At 63.8% G+C, this 20762-nt stretch carries 15 protein-coding genes; 7 read left to right on the forward strand and 8 right to left on the reverse strand.

Translation table 11 applies throughout. The features are described 5' to 3' along the window. Positions 1 to 10 precede the first annotated feature (10 nt). From lpdA to DYST_RS00135, 6 genes are all read right to left on the reverse strand, one after another. Entirely contained in the window at positions 11 to 1435 is a 1425-nt protein-coding gene (gene lpdA / locus DYST_RS00110; RefSeq protein WP_239949081.1) for a dihydrolipoyl dehydrogenase, read from the reverse strand. A gap of 125 nt (positions 1436 to 1560) precedes the next feature. After that, complete coding sequence (gene odhB, locus DYST_RS00115) at positions 1561 to 2760, reverse strand: 2-oxoglutarate dehydrogenase complex dihydrolipoyllysine-residue succinyltransferase (RefSeq protein ID WP_239949083.1); 1200 nt, start codon at positions 2758 to 2760, stop codon at positions 1561 to 1563. 82 nt (positions 2761 to 2842) lie between these two features. Then, complete coding sequence (locus DYST_RS00120) at positions 2843 to 5686, reverse strand: 2-oxoglutarate dehydrogenase E1 component (RefSeq protein ID WP_239949085.1); 2844 nt, start codon at positions 5684 to 5686, stop codon at positions 2843 to 2845. A gap of 271 nt (positions 5687 to 5957) precedes the next feature. After that, entirely contained in the window at positions 5958 to 6491 is a 534-nt protein-coding gene (locus DYST_RS00125; RefSeq protein WP_239949092.1) for a hypothetical protein, read from the reverse strand. Further along, positions 6488 to 7681 carry a cupin domain-containing protein gene (locus DYST_RS00130; protein ID WP_239949094.1) on the reverse strand — a complete coding sequence of 398 codons (1194 nt, stop codon included), beginning with the start codon at positions 7679 to 7681 and terminating at the stop codon, positions 6488 to 6490. Before DYST_RS00130 ends, DYST_RS00125 begins: the two co-directional genes overlap by 4 nt. Before the next feature lie 44 nt (positions 7682 to 7725). Beyond that, on the reverse strand, positions 7726 to 8475 hold the full coding sequence (locus DYST_RS00135; RefSeq protein ID WP_239949096.1) for a sulfite exporter TauE/SafE family protein: 750 nt from the start codon (positions 8473 to 8475) through the stop codon (positions 7726 to 7728). Positions 8476 to 8612: 137 nt separating this feature from the next. Between DYST_RS00135 and DYST_RS00140 the strand changes: the two genes are divergently transcribed. The 4 genes from DYST_RS00140 (at position 8613) to DYST_RS00155 (ending at position 14687) form a co-directional block, all read left to right on the forward strand. Continuing rightward, entirely contained in the window at positions 8613 to 10436 is a 1824-nt protein-coding gene (locus DYST_RS00140; protein WP_428993942.1) for an assimilatory sulfite reductase (NADPH) flavoprotein subunit, read from the forward strand. 1 nt (position 10437) lies between these two features. Further along, on the forward strand, positions 10438 to 12132 hold the full coding sequence (cysI, locus tag DYST_RS00145; RefSeq protein WP_239949100.1) for an assimilatory sulfite reductase (NADPH) hemoprotein subunit: 1695 nt from the start codon (positions 10438 to 10440) through the stop codon (positions 12130 to 12132). Next, entirely contained in the window at positions 12129 to 12851 is a 723-nt protein-coding gene (locus DYST_RS00150) for a phosphoadenylyl-sulfate reductase (protein ID WP_102305013.1), read from the forward strand. The genes cysI and DYST_RS00150 overlap by 4 nt, the downstream gene beginning before the upstream one ends. Before the next feature lie 69 nt (positions 12852 to 12920). After that, positions 12921 to 14687, forward strand: coding sequence for a bifunctional sulfate adenylyltransferase/adenylylsulfate kinase (locus DYST_RS00155; protein WP_239949101.1), 1767 nt, complete (start codon positions 12921 to 12923; stop codon positions 14685 to 14687). A 997-nt stretch (positions 14688 to 15684) separates the two neighbouring features. Here DYST_RS00155 and DYST_RS00160 read toward each other — a convergent pair. Beyond that, positions 15685 to 16674, reverse strand: a complete 990-nt coding sequence (locus DYST_RS00160) for a LysR substrate-binding domain-containing protein (RefSeq protein WP_239949103.1) — start codon at positions 16672 to 16674, stop codon at positions 15685 to 15687. Between the two features lie 334 nt (positions 16675 to 17008). Here DYST_RS00160 and cysG point away from each other — a divergent pair, with 334 nt between their 5' ends. Both cysG and cysK read left to right on the forward strand, forming a co-directional pair. Continuing rightward, on the forward strand, positions 17009 to 18448 hold the full coding sequence (gene cysG, locus DYST_RS00165) for a siroheme synthase CysG (RefSeq protein WP_239949105.1): 1440 nt from the start codon (positions 17009 to 17011) through the stop codon (positions 18446 to 18448). A 74-nt stretch (positions 18449 to 18522) separates the two neighbouring features. Further along, entirely contained in the window at positions 18523 to 19464 is a 942-nt protein-coding gene (cysK, locus tag DYST_RS00170; protein WP_239949107.1) for a cysteine synthase A, read from the forward strand. A 133-nt stretch (positions 19465 to 19597) separates the two neighbouring features. Here the strand turns inward: cysK and DYST_RS00175 are convergent, their stop codons facing one another. After that, positions 19598 to 19966 (reverse strand): winged helix-turn-helix transcriptional regulator, encoded by a 369-nt coding sequence (locus DYST_RS00175; protein ID WP_102305018.1) that lies wholly within the window; start codon positions 19964 to 19966, stop codon positions 19598 to 19600. A gap of 161 nt (positions 19967 to 20127) precedes the next feature. Between DYST_RS00175 and gstA the strand changes: the two genes are divergently transcribed. Next, positions 20128 to 20742 carry a glutathione transferase GstA gene (gstA, locus tag DYST_RS00180; protein ID WP_239949109.1) on the forward strand — a complete coding sequence of 205 codons (615 nt, stop codon included), beginning with the start codon at positions 20128 to 20130 and terminating at the stop codon, positions 20740 to 20742. The last annotated feature ends 20 nt before the right edge of the window (positions 20743 to 20762 follow it).

Raw genomic sequence — 20762 nt, forward strand, 5'->3', positions numbered from 1 at the left:
CGCGGCGTCCTTAGTTGCCCTTGTGGATGGCGCGCTTGTCCACCGACAGAGCGGCTTCGTGCACGGCTTCCGACAGCGTCGGGTGAGCGTGGACGATGCGGGCCAGGTCTTCGGAGGAGCCCTTGAACTCCATCGCGACCACGCACTCGGCGATCAGCTCGGACACGCCCGGGCCAACCATGTGCACACCCAGGATACGGTCGGTTTCCGCATGGGCAATCATCTTCACCTGACCGATGGCTTCGTTCATGGCCACGGCGCGGCCGATGGCCGCGAACGGGAAGGTGCCGACCTTGTAGGGGACGCCTTCTTCCTTCAGCTGCTTCTCGGTCTTGCCTGCCCACGCGATTTCCGGCTCGGTGTAAATCACCCACGGCACGGTATCGAGGTTGATGTGGCCCGCCTTGCCGGCGATCCACTCGGCCACGGCCACGCCTTCCTCGGAACCCTTGTGCGCCAGCATCGGGCCGCGCACAGCGTCGCCGATGGCCCACACGCCGTTCACGCCGGTGTGGTTGTGTTCGTCGACCACGATGCGACCGCGCTCGTCCAGCTTCACGCCGGTGTCGTTGGCCAGCAGACCGTCGGTGTAGGCGCGGCGACCCACGGCGACCAGCAGCTTGTCGACCACCAGGTCATGCGGGCCGTCCTTGTCCTCATAGGTCAGGGCGACTTCGTTGCCCTTCACTTCGGCCTTGGTCAGCTTGGCGCTGAGCTTGATGTTCAAGCCCATCTTGGCGAATTCCTTCGCGGCGATCTTGGCGATGTCGGTATCGGCCACGCTGAGGAAATCCGGCAGCGCTTCCAGCACGGTCACGTCCGAGCCCAGGCGCTTCCACACGCTGCCAAGTTCCAGACCGATCACGCCAGCGCCGATCACGCCCAGACGCTTCGGCACATCGGTGAAGTCCAGCGCGCCGGCATTGTCGACGATGAACTTGTTGTCGAACTTCGCGAACGGCAGCTCGATCGGCACCGAGCCGGACGCGAGGATCACATTGGTAGCGCTGATGGTCTGCTTGGAACCATCGTTGCCGGTGATCTCGACCTCATTGTCCTTGAGCAGCTTGCCGGTACCGAAGAACGCGGTGACCTTGTTGGCCTTGAACAGCTGACCGATGCCGCCGGTGAACTGCTTGACGATCTTGTCCTTGCGGCCAATGAACGTATTCAGGTCCACCTTGGCGCCGTCCACCGTAATGCCGTGCACCGGCAGATTGTGGGCGATGTTGTAGAACTGCTTGGACGAATCCAACAGCGCCTTGGACGGGATGCAACCCACGTTGAGGCAAGTGCCGCCAAGCGCCTGCTTGCCGTCCTTGCCGACAAAGGCGTCGATGCAGGCGGTCTTCAGGCCCAGCTGCGCGGCGCGGATCGCGGCCACATAGCCGGCGGGGCCGGCGCCGATGACGATGACGTCGAATTTTTCGCTCATGGTTTTTCCTTAGCTGTGGCGCGCTGGGGAAGCACGTCACTTATGAAGCGGGATATGTGTGCGGCGAGCGTGGATTCAACATCAACGCTCGCCGCCAGAGCTCCGTGCCTGATTTTGCTTCTTGGTCAGAGACCAAGAAGCATGCGCTGCGGGTTCTCGAGCTGGTTCTTGATATCGACCAGGAACAGCACCGCGTCCTTGCCATCGATGATGCGATGGTCATAGGACAGCGCCAGATACATCATCGGGGCGGCGATCACCTGACCGTTCTCGACGATGGCGCGCTCCTTGATGGCGTGCATGCCCAGGATGGCACTCTGCGGCGGGTTCACGATCGGGGTCGACAGCAGCGAACCGAAGGTGCCGCCGTTGGTGATGGTGAACGTACCGCCCTGCAGGTCGTCCAGGCCCAGCTTGCCGTCACGCGCCTTCTTGGCGTAATCGACGATGCCACGCTCGACGTCGGCAAAGCTCATGTCCTGCACGTCACGCAGCACCGGGGTCACCAGACCCTTGTCGGTGGACACGGCGATCGAGATGTCCTGATAGCCGTGATAGACGACGTCGTTACCGTCGACCGAAGCATTGACCAGCGGGTGACGCTTCAGCGCTTCGGCGGCGGCCTTCACGAAGAAGCTCATGAAGCCGAGCTTCACGCCGTTGGCCTTCTCGAACGACTCACCCAGCGCTTTGCGCATCTTCACCACTTCGGCCAAGTTCACTTCGTTGAACGAGGTAAGCATGGCGATGGAGTTCTTCGACTGCATCAGGCGCTCGGCGATGCGGGCGCGCATGCGGGTCATCGGCACGCGCTCTTCCGGACGCGAACCCGGAGTCGGCTTGGCGGCCGGCGCAGCGGCTGCCGGAGCGGCGCCACCCTTGCCAACGTTGAGCAGGTCTTCCTTGGTCACGCGGCCATCGCGGCCGGTGCCGGCAACCTTGGATGCGTCGATGTTCTGCTCGGTGGCCACACGCAGTCCGGCCGGGGACAGGTCGGCGTTGCCAGCCTTGGTGGCAGCCGGAGCAGCAGCGGCCGGAGCCGGCGCAGCTGCAGCTGCAGCGGCGGCAGCCGGCGCAGCGGCCACGGCGCCTTCCTCGATCACTGCGATGACCTGCTGGCTGGTCACGGTATCGCCGGACTGGAACTTGATTTCCTTCAGCACGCCGTCAACCGGCGAGGGCACTTCGAGCACGACCTTGTCGGTTTCGAGGTCGACCAGGTTTTCGTCGCGCTTGACCGCTTCACCGGCCTTCTTATGCCACGTGGCGATGGTGGCGTCGGAGACGGACTCGGGCAGGACGGGAACTTTGACTTCGATAGACATGGAGATTCCTTGAGTTAGTGCGTCCATCCCTGAACGCTAAAGTCAAAAAGCGGCCATCCGTGGCCGCACTATTCAGGATTTCTTATTCAGCCGCGTGGTCGGTGCCAATCGGCGCGACCAGAGCCTGCTCGACGAGTGCCGCCTGTTCGGCGACATGGGTATTCAGATGACCGGCAGCCGGCGCCGGCGAACGCGCGCGACCGGCGTACGACAGGCTCTGCTTGCTGCTGATGCAAGCCTGCAGGTGATGACGGATCTGGAACCACGCGCCCTGGTTCATCGGCTCTTCCTGGCACCAGATCACTTCCTTGGCGGAAGGATACTTTTCCAGTTCGGCCGTGACCTGCGGACGCGGGAACGGGTACAGCTGTTCCACGCGCACGACAGCGACGTCGTTGAGACCACGCTTCTCGGCGTCTTCCAGCAGGTCGTAGTACACCTTGCCCGAGCACAACACCACGCGCTTGACCTTCTTGGCGGCGACGTCGCGATGCTCCGGGATCACCAGTTGGAAGCTGCCGGTAGCCAGTTCGTCCAGCGTCGACACCGCCAGCTTGTGGCGCAGCAACGACTTGGGCGTCATCACGATCAGCGGCTTGCGGGTCGGGCGGACCATCTGGCGGCGGATCATGTGGAACGCCTGGGCCGGCGTGGTCGGTACGCAGACCTGCATGTTGTCCAGCGCGCACAACTGCAGGAAGCGCTCCAGACGGGCAGAGGAGTGCTCCGGGCCCTGGCCTTCGTAGCCGTGGGGCAGGAACAGCGCCAAGCCGCACAAGCGGTTCCACTTGGCTTCGCCCGAGCTGATGAACTGGTCGATCACCACCTGCGCGCCATTGGCGAAGTCGCCGAACTGACCTTCCCAGATGTGCAGGGTGAAGGGGTCCGTGGTGGCGCTGCCGTATTCGAACGCCATGACCGCTTCCTCGCTAAGCAGCGAGTCGATCACTTCCACGTCGGCGCCGGAACGCACGTCCGCCAGCGGCATATAGGTGTAGCCGGTCTTCTGGTCATGCAGCACGGCATGACGATGGAAGAACGTACCGCGACCCACGTCCTGACCCACGATGCGCAGGTTGTAGTTCTCGTCGACCAGCGTGGCGTAGGCGAGGTTCTCGGCGAAGCCCCAGTCACCGGCCTGTTCGCCGGCGGCCATCTTGGCGCGATCGTCGTAGATCTTGGCCACACGCGACTGCAGCGTCATGTCCTTCGGCACCACCAGGATCTGGTTGGCCAGTTCGATCAGGCGCTGCTTAGCGACGCTGGTGGGGGTCTCGGTGGACAGCTTGCCGCCGATGAACTTGTCCCAGTCAACCTCGATGTCCTTGATGAGCGCCGTGGTCAGCTCGGTCATCGGCTCACCGGCCTCAAGGCGGGAGCGGTAGTCCTCGAACATCTTCTGGCCGTCGCCGTCGGCGATCACGCCCTGCTTGACCAGCTCCTGCGCGTACAGGTCGCGGGTGGTCGGGCGCTTACGGATGATCTGATACATCACCGGCTGGGTGGCTGCCGGTTCGTCGGCTTCGTTATGGCCATGGCGGCGGTAGCACACCAGATCGATCACGACGTCCTTGCGGAACTGCTTGCGGAAGTCGTAGGCAAGGCGGGTGGCCTGGATCACCGCTTCCGGGTCGTCGCCGTTCACGTGGAACACCGGTGCATTGACCATCTTGGCCAGGTCGGTGCAGTACAGCGTGGAGCGGGCGTCCTGCGGGTTGGAGGTCGTAAAGCCCACCTGGTTGTTCACCACGATGTGCAGGCTGCCGCCGATCTTGAAACCGCGGGCCTGGGACATGTTGAACAGTTCCATGTTCACACCCTGGCCGGCCAGCGCCGCATCGCCGTGCACGATCACAGCCATCGACTGCTTGCGCTCGGTATCCCGGCGGCGGATCTGGCGCGAATGCACCGAACCGGCCACTACCGGGTTGACGATCTCCAGGTGCGACGGGTTGAACGCCAGCGCCACGTGCGTGCCGCCGTTCGGCGTCTTGACGTCGGCGGAGAAGCCCATGTGGTACTTCACGTCACCCGAGTGCGCCGGGTCATCCGGATGATCCCACTTGCCCTCGAACTCGTTGAACAGGGTGCGCGGCGGCTTGCCCAGGATGTTGACCAGCATGTTCAGGCGGCCGCGGTGGGCCATGCCGATCACCACTTCCTTGATGCCGTTGTCGCCCGCGGCGCGGACCACGTCGTCCACCATCGGGATCAGGCTGTCGCCGCCTTCCAGCGAGAAGCGCTTCTGGCCGACGTACTTGGTGTGCAGGTAGCGTTCCAGGCCCTCGGCGGCAGTCAACTCGGCGAGGATGCGCTTCTTGGCCGTGGCATCGAGGCTGGCGCTGCCGTTGGCCTGTTCCAGGCGGGTGTAGATCCAGTTGCGCTGCTCATGGTTGCTGATGTGCATGAACTCGACGCCGAGGGTGTGGGTGTACACCTTCTTCAGTCGAGCCAGCAGATCGCGCAGCTTCATGCGCTGGCCGCCGCCGGCGAAATTGCCGCAGTCGAACTCGGTATCCAGGTCGGCGTCGGACAGACCGTGGAACGAGGGCTCCAGGTCTGGGGCCGGCAGCTTCTCGGCCAGGCCGAGCGGGTCGAGGTCCGAGGCCAGATGGCCGCGCGAACGGTAGGCGGTAAGGATGCGCAGCACGCCAGCCTGCTTGCGGGCGTGGGCGTCGTCCACCGGGCCGGCGCCGGCGGCGCCGTTACGGCGCTGCTTTTGCGCGGCCTCTATACGCGCAATGGCCGCAGAGTGGGGCACGTCCCCCGACTCGCGGCCTTTGAAAGTCTCGAAGTATTTGCTCCACGTGGCATCGACCGACGAAGGGTCTGCCAACCACGATTCATAGAGCTGTTCAACATAATCGGCGTTGCCGCCGGCGAGTTGGGAGGATTCGAAAAACTCGCGGATCAGATTAGTGCTCACGTCACCACCGGTGAGGAAGGGAGGCTTACAGCGCTCTGGCCGGGGTTGGCCAGATGGCTGGGAAAAATCCCGTTAATTATAGCCTTGGGCTGCTGCGACGCGGCAACCCAAAAGACTCACTTCAGATGGGGTCGAAGGTAGATATTTCGAGTTTCCGGGTACCGACCATCGTCGTAGGTCGCGGTTTTGTACGGCGAAACACAAGGGTTTGCCGCGACGCGCCTGGGCTGTGGCCAGCCTGACGCCCGTTCAGCCTGTGGCAGAGATCGAGCTAGAGATCGAGGGGCTGCCACGCCGTCGCGCGAGCGGATCGTTCCCAAACGTCGTTGAAATGCTGCATCAGCGGCGCCTGCGCGGCGCGGTCGGCCAGCGATGCCCGGCCGTCGGCGCGCCGCGCGTCGGGCTGAAACAGGTAACCGCCCTGATCGGTGAGCAGGTAGGACGAGGCATACGCCAGGTCGAGCTCTTCCAGTGGCACGCGCACCAGCACCATGCTGGGCAACCGCTGGGCGAGGGCGACCAGGCGATGGCCCTCGCGTAGGGCATCGGCGGGAGCGTGCAGGATCAGGCGAATCTCCGCGCCGCGACCCGAGGTGGCGAGGCGCCGTAGTTCGGCCAGTTCGGCCGGGCTGCCATAGATGTCATCGGACAGCGTCGGTTGGTAAATGGCGATGCGCCGCCGGGCTTCCGCCAGAAGTCGAAGGCGGGCGGCGGCCAGCTCGGTACGGTCGCCTGCCGGCAGGGATGACTTCGCCGGCGCGTTGCCGGTCTCCGTCGCGTCCGTGCCGGCAGCGCCCTCGCTCATCGGCGGCGCGGTTTGTGGACGACCAGGTGGCCTTCATTGACCAGGAGGAGCAGTACGGCCAACTCGGCATCCGCGATCGATTTGCCAGGCGCCAGTTCGCGGGCATCGCACAACCGCTCGGCCAGCTCCGCCGCGGCCGGATAAGCGTGGCCGTTGACGAACAGGGTGGCCCCACGCTTGCCTCGAGCCCAGGCCATGCGGGCCCAGGGGTGGCGCAGTAGGTGGGCGCCGCCGTCCAGTTGCTTGCGCAGGGCTGCCTCGGTCAGTTCCTTCTCCGGGGCCACCGGTACTTGCGCATTGCGGTAGCGGGTGATGAAGCGGCCGAACCAGTCGGTCAGCGTGGTGTCGTCCAGCGAAGCCGCGAACGGCAGCGCCCCACGCAGACGGGCCAGCGCGGCGCGGTCGATCTCGCCGGCAGACTTGGTTGGCGCCAGGTCCGGGTCCGTATAGCGGAGTTCGTCGGGCAGGCGTTCGGCAAGGTAGTCCGCCAGATCGCCAGTCAGTTCGGCCTGAGAAGGCGCGCGCATGCCCACTGAAATAGTCAGGCAGGGGCCGCCAAAGGCGGTGCCATCGTGTGGCACGCCGGGTGGCAGATACAGCATGTCGCCGGGTTCGAGCATCCATTCGTGGTCAGGCTCGAACACCTTCAGCTGCTTGAGCTCGACGTCAGGGCGGAAGTCCTTGGGCGCGTCAGGGTTGGTGTCGATCGCCCAGTGGCGCTGACCAAGGCCTTGCAGCAGGAACACGTCGTACTGGTCCACGTGCGGACCGACGCCGCCACCCGGCTCGGCGTACGAGACCATGATGTCATCCATGCGCCAGCTGGGCAGGAAACGGAAGTCTTCCAGCAGGGCAGCCACGTCGGCATCCCACTTGTCCACGTCCTGCACCAGCAGGGTCCAGTTCTTGTTGGGGGTGCTGGCGAAGTCTTTCTCGGTCAGCGGCCCGGACTTCACCTTCCAGCGGTCGCGGCTCTCGTCATGGATGATCAGGCGCGACAGCGCGGTCTCTTCCAGCGCCAGCCCGGCCAGCTCGTCCGGCTCGATAGGCGAGACGAAATCGGGGAACGCCTGCCGGATCAGCAACGGGCGTTTCTGCCAGTAATCGCGCAGAAACTGGGCGGGGCTCATGCCCAGCGGCTGCTTGGCGCTGCCGCGGACTTCGATGGGGAGGGCGGATGCTTTGGTCATCCCGCCATTCTAAGCGAAGGCGATGACGACCCTGTTGATCACCGTCAGTGCGACATCAAGGTATGCGCGATGTTATTGATGCCAATGGCCAGTACCGCCAGTGCGGCGAGGATGGTCGCCACGCGTGGCGGCATCCGGCGCGCCAGCACGGCGCTGAGCGGGGCCGCCAGCACGCCGCCGACGATCAGCCCGACGACGGAGGCACCGTGCGGAATGCCGACCTGCACGAAGAAGCTGATGCTGGCCACCGCACTCACCAGGCACTTGGCCAGGTGCACCGTGCCGATCACCATACGGGGCCTTACTCCGCGCCCCACCAGCGTCGTTACGGTCAGCGCACTCCAGCCGCCGCCGGCCACAGCATCGGCAAAACCGGCCACCAGTCCCAACGGTCGGCTAATGGCCGGCGTGTCGTCATGCAGGTGCTGGCGGCGCAGCGGGCGAAACAGCAGAAACAGGCCCATGCCGATCAGGTAGGGCGTCAACGCCAGCTTCATCCAGGTCGCAGGGACATGGCTGACTACGTAGGCGCCGATGGTGGCGCCGATGGCGCCCGGGATCACCAGCGCCCAGAAAAGCTTCTTGAGCACATTGCCGGCCATCAGATGGCTGATGCCCGAGGCGCCGCAAGTCAGCGTTTCCGCGTAGTGCACGCTGGCGCTGGCCATGGCGGGCGGGATGCCCAGGGCCAGCAGCATGGCTGCCGACGTCACGCCATAGGCCATGCCCAGCGCGCCGTCGACGAGCTGAGCCAGCGCGCCGATGGCGGCGGAGATGAGGAAATCCGTGGGCATGGACCTGAATGTGATCGGGAGGTGATCAGTGTACGGGCTGCCCGCACCCCAGGGGAAATAAGCCGCCGGACATAACGTTATGACAACACTTCCTTTCACATGACAAGAAGTGATGACTACTTTGGCTATCCAGATGTATGGACGTCCAAAGGTGGACAGTGAACGCCGTCGTTGCAACGCAAACCGGGCTGGCTTCCCTCGACGGCGACAAGCTGTCCGCACTGGAACGACTGGCTACGGGGCTCGGCCCTGCTGAGCTTTATTGGATCGCCGCATGGAGCGCCGCGCGCGCTGAGCAAGTGCAACGCGGCGTCGTGCCAGTGCCCACAGCCAAGGTAGGCAGTGAACGACTCACTATTCTTTACGGCAGCCAGACTGGGCAGGCAAAGCGCCTCGCTACGCAGCTCAGCGCACGGGCTGAAGCGGCCGGGCTCGCCGTTCGGCTGGTGCGAGCCGACGGCTATGCGCAGCGCGATCTCGCTAAGGAAACGCATCTCGTCGTGGTGATCAGCACCCAGGGTGACGCCGAGCCACCGGATGATGCGCGAGGGCTTGTCGAATTCATCCTGGGCAAGCGGGCACCGCGATTGCCCGGCCTGCAGTACGCCGTGCTCGGGTTGGGCGATTCGAGCTACCCGCATTTTTGTGCCATCGGTCGCCAGCTTGACGTTCGGCTAGCCGAGCTGGGCGCCTCGCGATTTGCACCGCTTGGCGAAGCCGACGTCGATATCGACGCCATCGCCACGCCTTGGACCGAACAAGCGCTCGACAAGGCGCGACAGGTACTTGGCACGGTGCAACCCCTGGTGCGCGTGGCGAACCTGCAGCCGGTGCCTTCACGCCTCCGCCACACGCGCGAACATCCCTATACGGCTTCGGTGCTCGACAACCAGGTCATCGTGGCCCGTGATGCGGGGCGGGATATTCGGCACGTCGAACTGTCGCTGGAAGGTTCGGGCTTGAGCTATGAGCCCGGGGACGCCATTGGCGTGTGGCCGGAGAACCCGCCTACCCTGGTGGACCAATGGCTGACGCTGTTGAAGCTCGACGGCGAACAGCCTGTCTACCATGGCGGCAAGGAACTGCCTCTTCGACGCTGGCTATCGCACGAACGCGAACTCACACGCCTGAGTCGCCCGCTGATCGCCGCCGTGGCCGATGCCAGTGGCGACGAGAAACTGGCTGGCCTGCTTCGACCGGATCGCTCAGCGAGCTTGGCCGCGTTGCTGGCCGACGAGCAACCCATCGACCTATGGCGCCGTTACCCCGCCGAGTGGTCGGCGGACGAACTGGTGGCAGCACTACGCCCGCAGACGCCGCGGCTTTACTCGATCGCCTCCAGCCAAAAAACGGTCGGCGATGAAGTGCACCTGACGGTTGCCGTGGTGGATTACGAGGCCTATGGCGAGCGCCATTGGGGCGCCGCTTCCTCGTTTATAGCCGCTGCCAGCGACGACCAGCGCGTGCCAGTCTTCATCGAGGAAAACGAGCGTTTCCGTCTACCGAAAGACAGTGGTCGCGACATCATCATGATTGGGCCCGGCACAGGCGTCGCACCGTTCCGTGCCTTCGTGCAGGAACGTCGCGAAATCGCCGCAAGCGGACGCAACTGGATCTTCTTCGGCAATCGCAACTTTACCCACGACTTTCTCTATCAGATCGAATGGCAGACGGCGCTGCGTGACGGGTCGTTGGATCGGCTTGATCTCGCGTTCTCACGCGACGGTGCCGCCAAGGTTTATGTGCAGCAGCGCATCCGCGAGCAAGGCCACGACTTGTATGCCTGGCTGCAGGAGGGCGCGCATCTGTACGTGTGCGGTGATGCCAATCACATGGCGAAGGACGTGCACGCCGCGTTGATCGACGTAGCCGTGAGCCACGGCGGCCAATCGCCAGAGCAGGCGAGGGAGTGGCTGTCCGACCTTTTGCAACAGGGCCGTTACGCCCGCGACGTGTACTGACATGACGACACCGCTTTCCGACTTCGAACACATCAAGGCCGCTAGTCGCCAGTTGCGCGGCACCATCGCCGAGGGTTTGCGCGACCCGGTGACCAACGCCATCAGCGACGACGACAACAAGCTGCTCAAGTTCCACGGTAGCTACCAGCAGGACGATCGTGACGTGCGCGAAGAGCGTCGCAAGCAGAAACTGGAGCCTGCGTACTCCTTCATGCTGCGCGCCCGCTTGCCGTCCGGCGTGGTGACGCCTGCGCAATGGTTGGTGTTCGATCGACTTGCCCGTGAGCACGCCAACGGCACGCTGCGCATCACCACGCGCCAGACCTTTCAGTGGCACGGCATCATCAAACAGCGCCTCAAGACCACCATCGCCGCCATCCATGATGCATTGGCCACCACCATTGCTGCCTGCGGTGACGTCGTGCGCAATGTGGTGAGCACGCCTAATCCGGTCGAGTCGTCTGCGCATGCGTTGGCCTATGCGTGGGCGACGCGTCTCTCCGAAGAGCTGTCGCCACGCACGCATGCCTATCACGAGATCTGGCTCGACGGCGAGCCGCTGGTCGGTGAGCCGAAGGATGAAGAGCCGCTGTACGGCCGCACCTATTTGCCGCGCAAGTTCAAGATCGGCCTCGCGATTCCACCACTCAACGACATCGATGTGTTTGCGCAGGATCTAGGCCTTATCGCCATTATCGAACAGGGCGAGTTGAAAGGCTTCAACGTCGCTATCGGTGGCGGCATGGGCGCGACGCACGGCGATCCCAGCACCTACCCACGGCTGGCGAGTGTCATCGGCTTCGTCACGCCGGACCAACTCCTGGCCGTCGCCGAAACCATCGTGGCGGTGCAGCGGGATTGGGGCAACCGCAGCGAGCGTAAACACGCGCGGCTGAAGTACACACTCGACCATCGCGGCCTGGATACATTCAAGGCTGAGCTGGAGCAGCGCCTGGGCTTTGCGCTGGAGCCGGAGCGCGCTTATCGCTTCGATCACAACGGTGATCGCTACGGCTGGATCGAAGGTGAGGATGGCCGTTGGCATCTGACCTTGCAGATCGAGTCCGGTCGCCTTGCCGATGTCGGCGAGCGGCGCTGGCTCAGCGGACTGCGCAAATTGGCTGAGGTGCATCAAGGCGATTTTCGCCTCACCTGCAACCAGAACGTGATCATCGCCAATGTGGCTGCTGATGATCGCGGGCAGATCGATGCCATCGTGGCGGCGCATAGGCTTGACAGCTATCGCACGGACAGCGGCATCCGCCGGCACGCTGTGGCCTGCGTGGCGCTGCCGACCTGCGGTCTTGCCATGGCGGAAAGCGAACGCTACCTGCCGGCGTTGCTTCCCCAGTTGGAAGCCTTGCTGGATGCCCACGGCTTGCGCGATGCGCCGATCCTGTTGCGCCTCTCGGGCTGCCCCAATGGCTGCTCGCGTCCGTACCTGGGTGAGATCGCATTGGTCGGACGCGGGCCAGGGCGCTACGACTTGCGATTGGGTGCGGATTTTCGTGGGCAGCGCCTCAATCAGGTCTATCGGGAAAACGTGGACGAGGCAGCGATTCTGGAAGCGCTGAGGCCACTGTTTGCGAGCTATGCGGCGGAGCGAAGCGACCAGGAACGGTTCGGCGATTTCTTGATACGCACCGGCGTGCTTGGAGTGAATACGCGAAGGATTCCTGCGGAGGTGGTGGCATGAACCAGGCGCTGCTCGAGGATGCGCAGCACGACGCCCGAGCACTAGGCGAACTCAATACATGGCTGGGTACGCTGGACGCAGAGCAACGGGTGCTCTGGGCTCTCGCCTATGCGCCGGGAACCCACGTCCTTTCGTCCAGCTTCGGCGCGCAAGCGGCCGTGTCGCTGCACCTGCTGACGCGTCAGCGGCCGGACCTTCCCGTGGTGCTGATCGATACGGGCTACCTGTTTCCGGAAACCTATCACTTCATCGACGAACTGCAGCAACGCCTTTCATTGAACCTGAAGGTCTTCAGCGCCGCCGAAAGTCCGGCGTGGTTGGAGGCCAGGGAAGGGCGCCTGTGGGAGCAGGGCGTAGCGGGTATCGATCGCTACAACCAACTGCGCAAGGTAGAGCCCATGCAGCGCGCCCTGCGGGAACTCGGCGCCGGCTCATGGTTTGCCGGACTGCGCCGCAGTCAGGCACGCACACGGGCTGCGATTCCGTTCGCGGAGCGCCGCGATGGTCGCTGGAAATTCCATCCCATTGCGGACTGGAATGATCGCGACGTGGGCATGTACTTGCGCAAGTACGGCCTGCCTTACCACCCCCTGTGGGACCAGGGTTACATCTCCATCGGTGACGTACACACCACGCATCGCTGGGAACCCGGGACCGATGTCGACGCCACCCGTTTCTTCGGCCTGAAGCGCGAATGCGGACTTCACGGCCTGGTTTGACCGAACACCACAAGAATCGATCCGGCGCACAACGCCGGCCGCCGCCCCGACCGATCAAAGACCCATACCATGAGCCAGAGCGCCCTAGCCCAGTCCGATGTTGCTGCCTTTCACGAAGAACCGCCTTCGCTGATTCCGCCCCATGGCGGCGTGCTGAAGGAGTTGTACCTGCCGGCTGATGAAGCTGCTGCGCTCAAACAGCGCAGCGCAGGTTTGCCGGGTGTGGATCTGGATACACGGCAACTGTGCGACCTGGAACTGCTGCTTAGCGGCGCTTTTTCACCACTGGAAGGATTCCTCACCCAACGCGATTACGACCGGGTGGTCGAGGAGTACCGGCTGGCGGATGGCACGCTGTGGCCGATCCCGATCACGCTCGATGTCACGGAAGCGTTTGCCGAACGACTCGCGCCGGGCAGCGAAGTTGCGCTGCGCGATACGCAGGGCGTGCCGCTAGCCGTGCTCGAAGTTCAGGACATCTACCGGCCGGATCGCACTGATGAAGCGCTGAAAGTGTTCGGCACTACCGATCGCGCGCATCCGGGCGTGGCCGAACTGCTGGATCGCTATCGCCCCGTCAATCTCGGTGGTCGCGTGCGCGGTATCCAGGCGCCGTCGCACTATGATTTCGCCACCTTGCGCGACACGCCGCGCAGCCTGCGCGACTGGTTTAAGGCGCAAGGCTGGCATCGCATCGTTGCCTTCCAGACGCGCAACCCCATGCACCGCGCCCATCGCGAGTTGACCTTGCGCGCAGCGCAGCAAGTAGGCGCGAAACTGCTAGTACAGCCTTCAGTCGGTCGCACCAAGCCCGGCGACATCGACCACTACACACGCGTGCGTTGCTACCAAGCCCTACTGCCGCAGTACCCAGCAAACAGCGCGCACCTTTCGTTGCTTCCGTTAGCCATGCGCATGGGTGGTCCGCGCGAGGCGCTGTGGCACGCCATCATTCGGAAGAACTACGGCGCAAGCCATTTCATCGTCGGGCGTGATCACGCCGGCCCTGGCAACGATTCCAACGGTAAGCCGTTCTACGGTCCCTTCGACGCGCAGCACTTGCTGGAGCGGCACCAGGACGAACTGGGCATCCGGATCGTGCCATTCCCGGCGATGGTCTACGTCGCCAACCGTGATACCTATCTACCGTCGAACGAAGTGTTGCCAGACGACGAAGTACGCGACATCTCCGGTACGCAACTCCGTCGTCACCTGCATGAAGGCAGCGAGATCCCTTCGTGGTTCTCGTTCCCCGAAGTAGTGAAGATCCTGCGCGAGCGCCATCCTGTGCAGGCATCGCGCGGCTTCGCGCTGTTTTTCACGGGGCTCTCAGGCGCAGGCAAGTCGACCATCGCGCAGGCTGTGGTGGCGCAATTGCTGGAGCGCACCAGTCGCGCTGTGACCGTGCTCGATGGTGACGAAGTGCGGAAGCATCTGTCGCGTGGACTGGGGTTCTCGCGGGATGATCGTAACGCCAACGTGACGCGCATCGGCTATGTGGCCAGTGAGATCGTGCGACACGGTGGCGTCGCCGTGTGCGCGCCGATCGCGCCCTATGCTGATGCGCGCGCCGACGCACGCACGTTGGTGGAGGCGCATGGCGACTTTATTGAGATCCATGTGGCGACGACGCTGGATGTGTGCGAGGCGCGGGATCGCAAGGGGCTCTATGCGCAGGCGCGTGCGGGAGCGATTACGCATTTCACGGGGATCAGTGATCCGTATGAGGTGCCGGTGCATCCGGAGCTGCGGATTGATGGGAATGCGGGGGATCCGGTGGTGTTGGCGGGGCATATTCTTGAGTTGTTGGGGGCTCGGGGATTGCTTCGCGGCTGATTTGTTCGCGCGCTTTTGCTCCCTCTCTCCTTTGGGGAGAGGGCTGGGGTGAGCCCCGAAAAGGGGGTAAAGGTCGGGTGCTCGCCATATCGTTTTGATGAAACCGTCATCCCTGCGAAGGCAGGGATCCAGTGACTTTGCGTTTGGTTGTCGCGCTACGGCGATCTGGCCGCCTACGCAGCGGGCGTTTCGATCGTCTGCCGACGACGCGAAGCTAGTCCCGTGGGACGCTCGAGTCACTTTTCTTTGTTGGCCCAAAGAAAAATAACCCAAAGAAATGGCCTGACAGACCAACGCTCGCAGCATGTCGATGGGATAAGCTCGAACGGGTGAGGAAGGTTGCTGCTTGGCCACCTTCGCCTCTACACAGCGGGTACTTCGGCGCGCTTCGCAACGCGCCGATGCGGAGAGGACTTAAAGCAGGCTTCGCTACGCTTCCCGACCGCTGGGGAGAACTCGCAGCATTACGGCATCGTCCGTCTGCCTTGGCTTTCTGCACTAGAGGCAGGAGCAACGCAACCTGCCGCGACGCGATGTGCGGCGAAGCTGCACGAGCCGTCGGCTCGTCGCTTTTGACCGTCGGGCCCCCTGTGCGGCGGTGAGGGGTGGACGAAAAGGCCCGCAGGGGGGATCGGTATGGATGCCGATTCCTTTTCGCCAGGGCAGGAAGCCCTGTCGAAAAGCCCGGCCGTCCCTCACGAACTGGCCGGCTTCACCGGCCAGCGCCAAGTGGGGGTGCCCTTTCTTCGGGTTACTTTTCTTGGGCAAGCAAAGAAAAGTGACTCGGCCTCCGGTAGGAGGTCGAAAGCCCGCCGCAGGTGAGCCAGGTCGCGGCAAAGCGACAACCAAGCCACATCGCTACTGGATCCCGGCCTGCGCCGGGATGACGATACAAACGGTGAGGTTAGATTGACCCCTCACCCCAACCCTCTCCCCAAAGGGGCGAGGGAGCAAGAACTAAGGCGCTATTGCGCCTCCACCAACGGCTCCGCCACCTTCAACGGCACCTGCCTCTCCCGCCAATGCGGCACCCCCCGGCCACTGCGACGTCCCCGTGCCCCCCCGAAGTCAACGCGCGACTCACCGCACGCCGCTCCAGATGCGGCGCAAACACACTGATGAAATCCAGCGCATATTCACGCAACACGCTTTCCCGGCGCAGCACAATCCAAGTAGTGCAGGCGGCGAACAGGTTGTCGGCGCCGAGTTCGCGCAGATCGGTGTCGTGGTTGGGTTGATAGGCCATCTCGGCGAGCACGCCGATGCCAAGTCCTTCGCGTACGTAGGTCTTGATCAGGTCAGCGTCGCTAGCCGTCATCACGATCTGTGGGTCGAGCCCCGCACTCTGGAAAGCGCGGATGAGGGAAGACTCCGGTTTCAGTGAGGAGTCGTAGCTGATCAGTGGATGCGCCGCGAGCTGTTCCAGTGTCGGCGGTTGTTTCTGGCGCGCCAGTGGATGGTTCTTCGGCACCACCACCGTGCGGTTCCAGCGATAGGCGGGCAGGGCGATACCGTTGGGCGGCGGCGCGCCAGCGGCGGTGCTGACGATGGCCAGATCCACCTGGCCGCTGTCGAGCAGCGATATCACGTCTGAATCGCTCACCGGCTGCAGGTGGACGCTTACTTGCGGGTAGCTGCGGCTGAGTGCCGCTACGGACGAAGGCAGCGCAAAGCGCGCCTGAGTGTGGGTGGTGGCGATACGCAGCGTGCCGCGCGATTCGTTGCGCAGGTTGGCGGCGATGGAGCGAATGTTGGCCGCCTCCGCCAGGATGATGCGCGCGCGTTCCAACACGTGGGTACCCGCATGCGTAATCGCGTGCAGGCTGCGTCCCTTGCGATGGAACAACTGGAAGCCAAGTTCGTCTTCGAGCTGGCGAAGCAGCTTGCTCAGGCCCGGCTGGGTGGCATGCACCCGCTCGGCTGCGAGGGTGATGTTCAGGCCGGCATCAGCGATGGCGACGAGGTAGCGAAGTTGCGTCAGCGTCATTGTTCGGGTTCCACAGGCAATCGAGGGAGATGTGGCTCGGTGTCGCGCTGCGGATACATCGCGCAGGCCTGCACACCGGCGCCTTGCGTTTGCAGGCGGTCGGGGTGGTGTCCAGCAGGTGGCGATGAAAGTCCATGAAGTACCGTAACGGAGTGTTCTCAATTAGACGTCTATACATCTGTTGCTGCTATGCGTCAATACTTTGTGAGGCTAGCAACGGGTCTCGTCTTATAACGACCCGGCATATCGGGCCACCCAGAAATCATTTGTACAGCCGGTTCAGCCTGCCTAGCGTGGATGGTCAACTGCCCCATCTCACGGAGCCCGAGGCTGGATGAAGCTCTACCCGCTGTTTGCCGATCTGTCCGGCCGCCAGGTACTGGTGGTGGGCGGCGGTGTGGTCGGGGAGCGGAAGGCGGCCTCGTTGCTGGAAGCCGGCGCGCGGGTTGCGGTGGGGGCGCCCGACCTCACCCCCGCGCTGCTCGGCTGGGTGAGCGAAGGGCGCGTGCAATGGCTACGTGGCCTGTTCGAAGACGCTTGGCTCGACGACGCATGGCTCGTTGTGGCCGCTACGCCTGATCCGGCCCTGCACGAGCGCATTGCAGCCTTGGCGGATGCCCGCCGCGTGTTCATCAACGTCGTCGACGATGCGGAACAATCGAGCTTCCACGTGCCGGCTGTAATCGATCGCGCTCCCGTCACTATCGCCATTTCCAGCGGCGGACATGCCCCCATGCTCGCGCGCCTGTTGCGTGAGCGCCTCGAAGTGCTGATCGATCCGGTGGTGGGCTCCCTCGCCACGTTGCTGGGACAAATGCGCCAGCGTATTCGAGCACGCCTGCCGGACATCGCCTTGCGTCGGCGCTTCTACGAGCGTCTGTTGCACGGCCCGGTGCAGAGCCTGCTACGTCGTGGACAGTGGGCGCTGGCTGAGGCATCGGCTGAGCGGTTGCTCGACGCCACTGAGGCGAAATCCCTGGGTTCCGTGGTGTTGGTGGGAGCCGGCCCGGGGGATCCAGGGCTGCTTACCTTGCGCGGTTTGCGTGCCTTGAACGAGGCGGATGTGATCCTGCACGACCGCTTGGTGAGCGTGGAAGTACTGGCACTGGCGCGTCGTGACGCTGAACGTATCGAAGTGGCTAAGCAAGCGGGTAACCATCACGCCACGCAGGCTCAGATCCATGCATTGATGTTGCAACATGCCGCTGCCGGGCGGCGCGTGGTGCGCCTGAAGGGCGGCGATCCGTTTGTGTTCGGACGTGGCGGCGAGGAGCTGGAGTTCCTGCGCAGCCACGCTATTCCTTATGAGGTGGTGCCGGGCATCACGGCGGCACTCGCCTGCGCCGCGTACGCGGGTGTCCCGCTGACGCATCGTGAGCACGCGCAATCGGTGCGCCTGGTTACGGCGCACTGCCAGAACTCCATCGATACGCTCGACTGGCCGGCCCTGGCGCAGGAGCGCCAGACGTTGGCGGTCTACATGGGCACCAGCGAGTTGCCCGTGATCCGGCAGAAGCTGCTCGACCATGGCCGCGCGGCGGGCACGCCGTTTGCGCTGGTCGAGAATGGGTCGCGACCGGAGCAGCGAGTGGTCACGGGCACGTTGGCCGATCTGGTCGAGCAGGCGAGCATGCATGACGTCAGGTCGCCAGCGCTACTGATCATTGGTGAGGTGGCCAGCCTGGCGTCCACGCTGTCATGGTTTGGCAGCCCGCCCGAGGGCACCCTGCTCGCGCCGGCTCCGTCGTCGTCGTCCAGGGCGGCTGCGGCTTGACACAACCTTGCCCTTCACGGGCGCACCATCGCGTTCTCTGATTTTTCATCCATGCCGAGCTCCGGAGCCATTCCATGATTTACGACAGCATCCTCGACACCATCGGCAACACGCCCGTTGTGCGTATCCATCGCCTGGCGCCGAAGCACGTGACGCTGTACGCCAAGATGGAGGCATTCAACCCGGCCGGCTCGGTCAAGGACCGCTTGGCGTACGCCATCATCATCGACGCCGAGCAGCGCGGCGTGCTCAAGCCCGGCCAGACCGTGGTGGAGGCGACATCGGGCAACACCGGCGTTGCGCTGGCTGCCGTGTGCGCGGCGCGAGGCTACCCGTTCGTGGCGGTAATGACGGAGACCTTCTCCATCGAGCGTCGCAAGCTGATGCGCGCCTATGGTGCCAAGGTCGTGCTGACGCCTGCGGCAGAGCGAGGTAGCGGCATGGTGCGCAGGGCGAAGGAACTGGCAGAGAAACACGGCTGGTTCCTGGCAAGCCAGTTTGAAAACCCGGCCAACCCCGCCTATCACCGCAATACGACGGCACCGGAAATTCTGCGCGATTTCGCCGGCAAGCGACTGGATTACTTTGTCACCGGTTGGGGCACCGGCGGCACGCTCACTGGCGTGGGCGAGGTGCTGAAAGTGGCACGTCCCGAAGTGAAGATTATTGCCAGCGAACCTGCGGGCGCGGCCCTGCTGTCGGGCAAGGAATGGCAGCCGCACAAGATCCAGGGCTGGACGCCGGATTTCATTCCGGCCGTGCTCAATCGCAACATAGCGGACAAGATCCTGCCTATCGATGACGTGGTGGCACGCGATACCTCGCGTGACCTGGCACAAAAGGAAGGCATCTTCGTCGGCATCTCGGCCGGCGCCACTTTGGCCGCGGCATTGCAGGTGGCGAAGGATGCACCGGAGGGTTCCGTGTTGCTGGCGATGTTGCCCGATACGGGTGAGCGGTATTTGTCGACGTTCTTGTTCGAGGGCGTCAACGAGGGGTCCGACGAGGTCGAGTAATGGAGTAAGACTCCACTGTTCTGCTCCCTCTCCCTCCGGGGAGAGGGTTGGGGTGAGGTCAACCTGGCCCCACTCTTTCAACCAGGTCGTCATCCCGTTGCAAATCGGGACCCGGTTTCGATGGTTAGCGAACTCAACGAGCAGCTCTGCGCCGACTCGCTTCCCATTCGTCCAACAACTTCCTCCCCACGCCCGCCAATGCATCGATGGCCGGCAACAACTCCCGTCCCAGTGGCGTCAGCGAGTACTCCGCGGAGGGTGGCGACGTATCCAGCACACGGCGCATCACCAGTCCGCGTGATTCGAGTTCGCGCAACCGCGCACTCAGCACGCGTGCGGAAATGCGCGGTATGTCGTGGCGTAATTCGCCGAAGCGACGGGGTTCGCCGCTCAGTTGCCAGATGACGTTGGGTGCCCAGGCGCCGCGCAGCAGGCCGAGTACTTCGCTGAGCGGGCAACCGGGCGGTGGGGCGACTTTGCTTTTGCGGAGGGGCAGGCCCATGAGGGTGATCCAGTTGGAATAATCCGGTAACCCGGCGGTTACCGCATTTTAGGGGTTACGTACGGTTAGATGGTATCCAATAGTAACCATGGTGGCCTAGCATCCACGGTCTGCGCGAGCACTAGCCGCGCCGACCCTGTCCCCTCATGGAGAGAACCATCATGAAGCTCTATTACGCTGCGGGCGCCTGCTCGCTGTCGCCGCATATCGTCGCGCTGGAAGCGGGTATTCCGGTGGAACTGGAAAAGGTGGACAACAAGGCCAAGCGCACCGCGAGTGGCGAGGACTTCCTGCAGATCAACCCCAAGGGCTACGTGCCAGCGCTGAAACTCGACAGCGGCGAGCTGCTGACCGAAGGCCCGGCCATCGTGCAGTACCTGGCGGACCTGAAGCCTGAGAGCGGCCTGGCACCCGCCAACGGCACGACCGCGCGATACCGCTTGCAGGAAGTGCTCGGCTACATCAACTCCGAACTGCACAAGACTTATTCGCCGCTGTTCAAGCCCGACACACCGGATGCCGTGCGCGAGGAGCGCACGGCTTACCTGCACAAGCGCTACGCCTTGCTTGACCAGCATCTGGCCAAGCACGAGTGGTTGGTCGGCGATCACTTCACCGCGGCGGATGCGTACCTGTTCACCGTCACCAACTGGGCGCAACACGTGAACTTCGATCTGTCGGATCTCCCGGCAATCCTTGCGTTCCAGAAGCGTGTGGCCGCACGGCCGAGCGTGCAGGCTGCGCTGAAGGCAGAAGGTTTGCTCAAGGCGGCTTGATATCAATGTGAAGATGCCCG

The sequence above is a fragment of the Dyella terrae genome, assembly GCF_022394535.1.
GTDB lineage: Bacteria > Pseudomonadota > Gammaproteobacteria > Xanthomonadales > Rhodanobacteraceae > Dyella.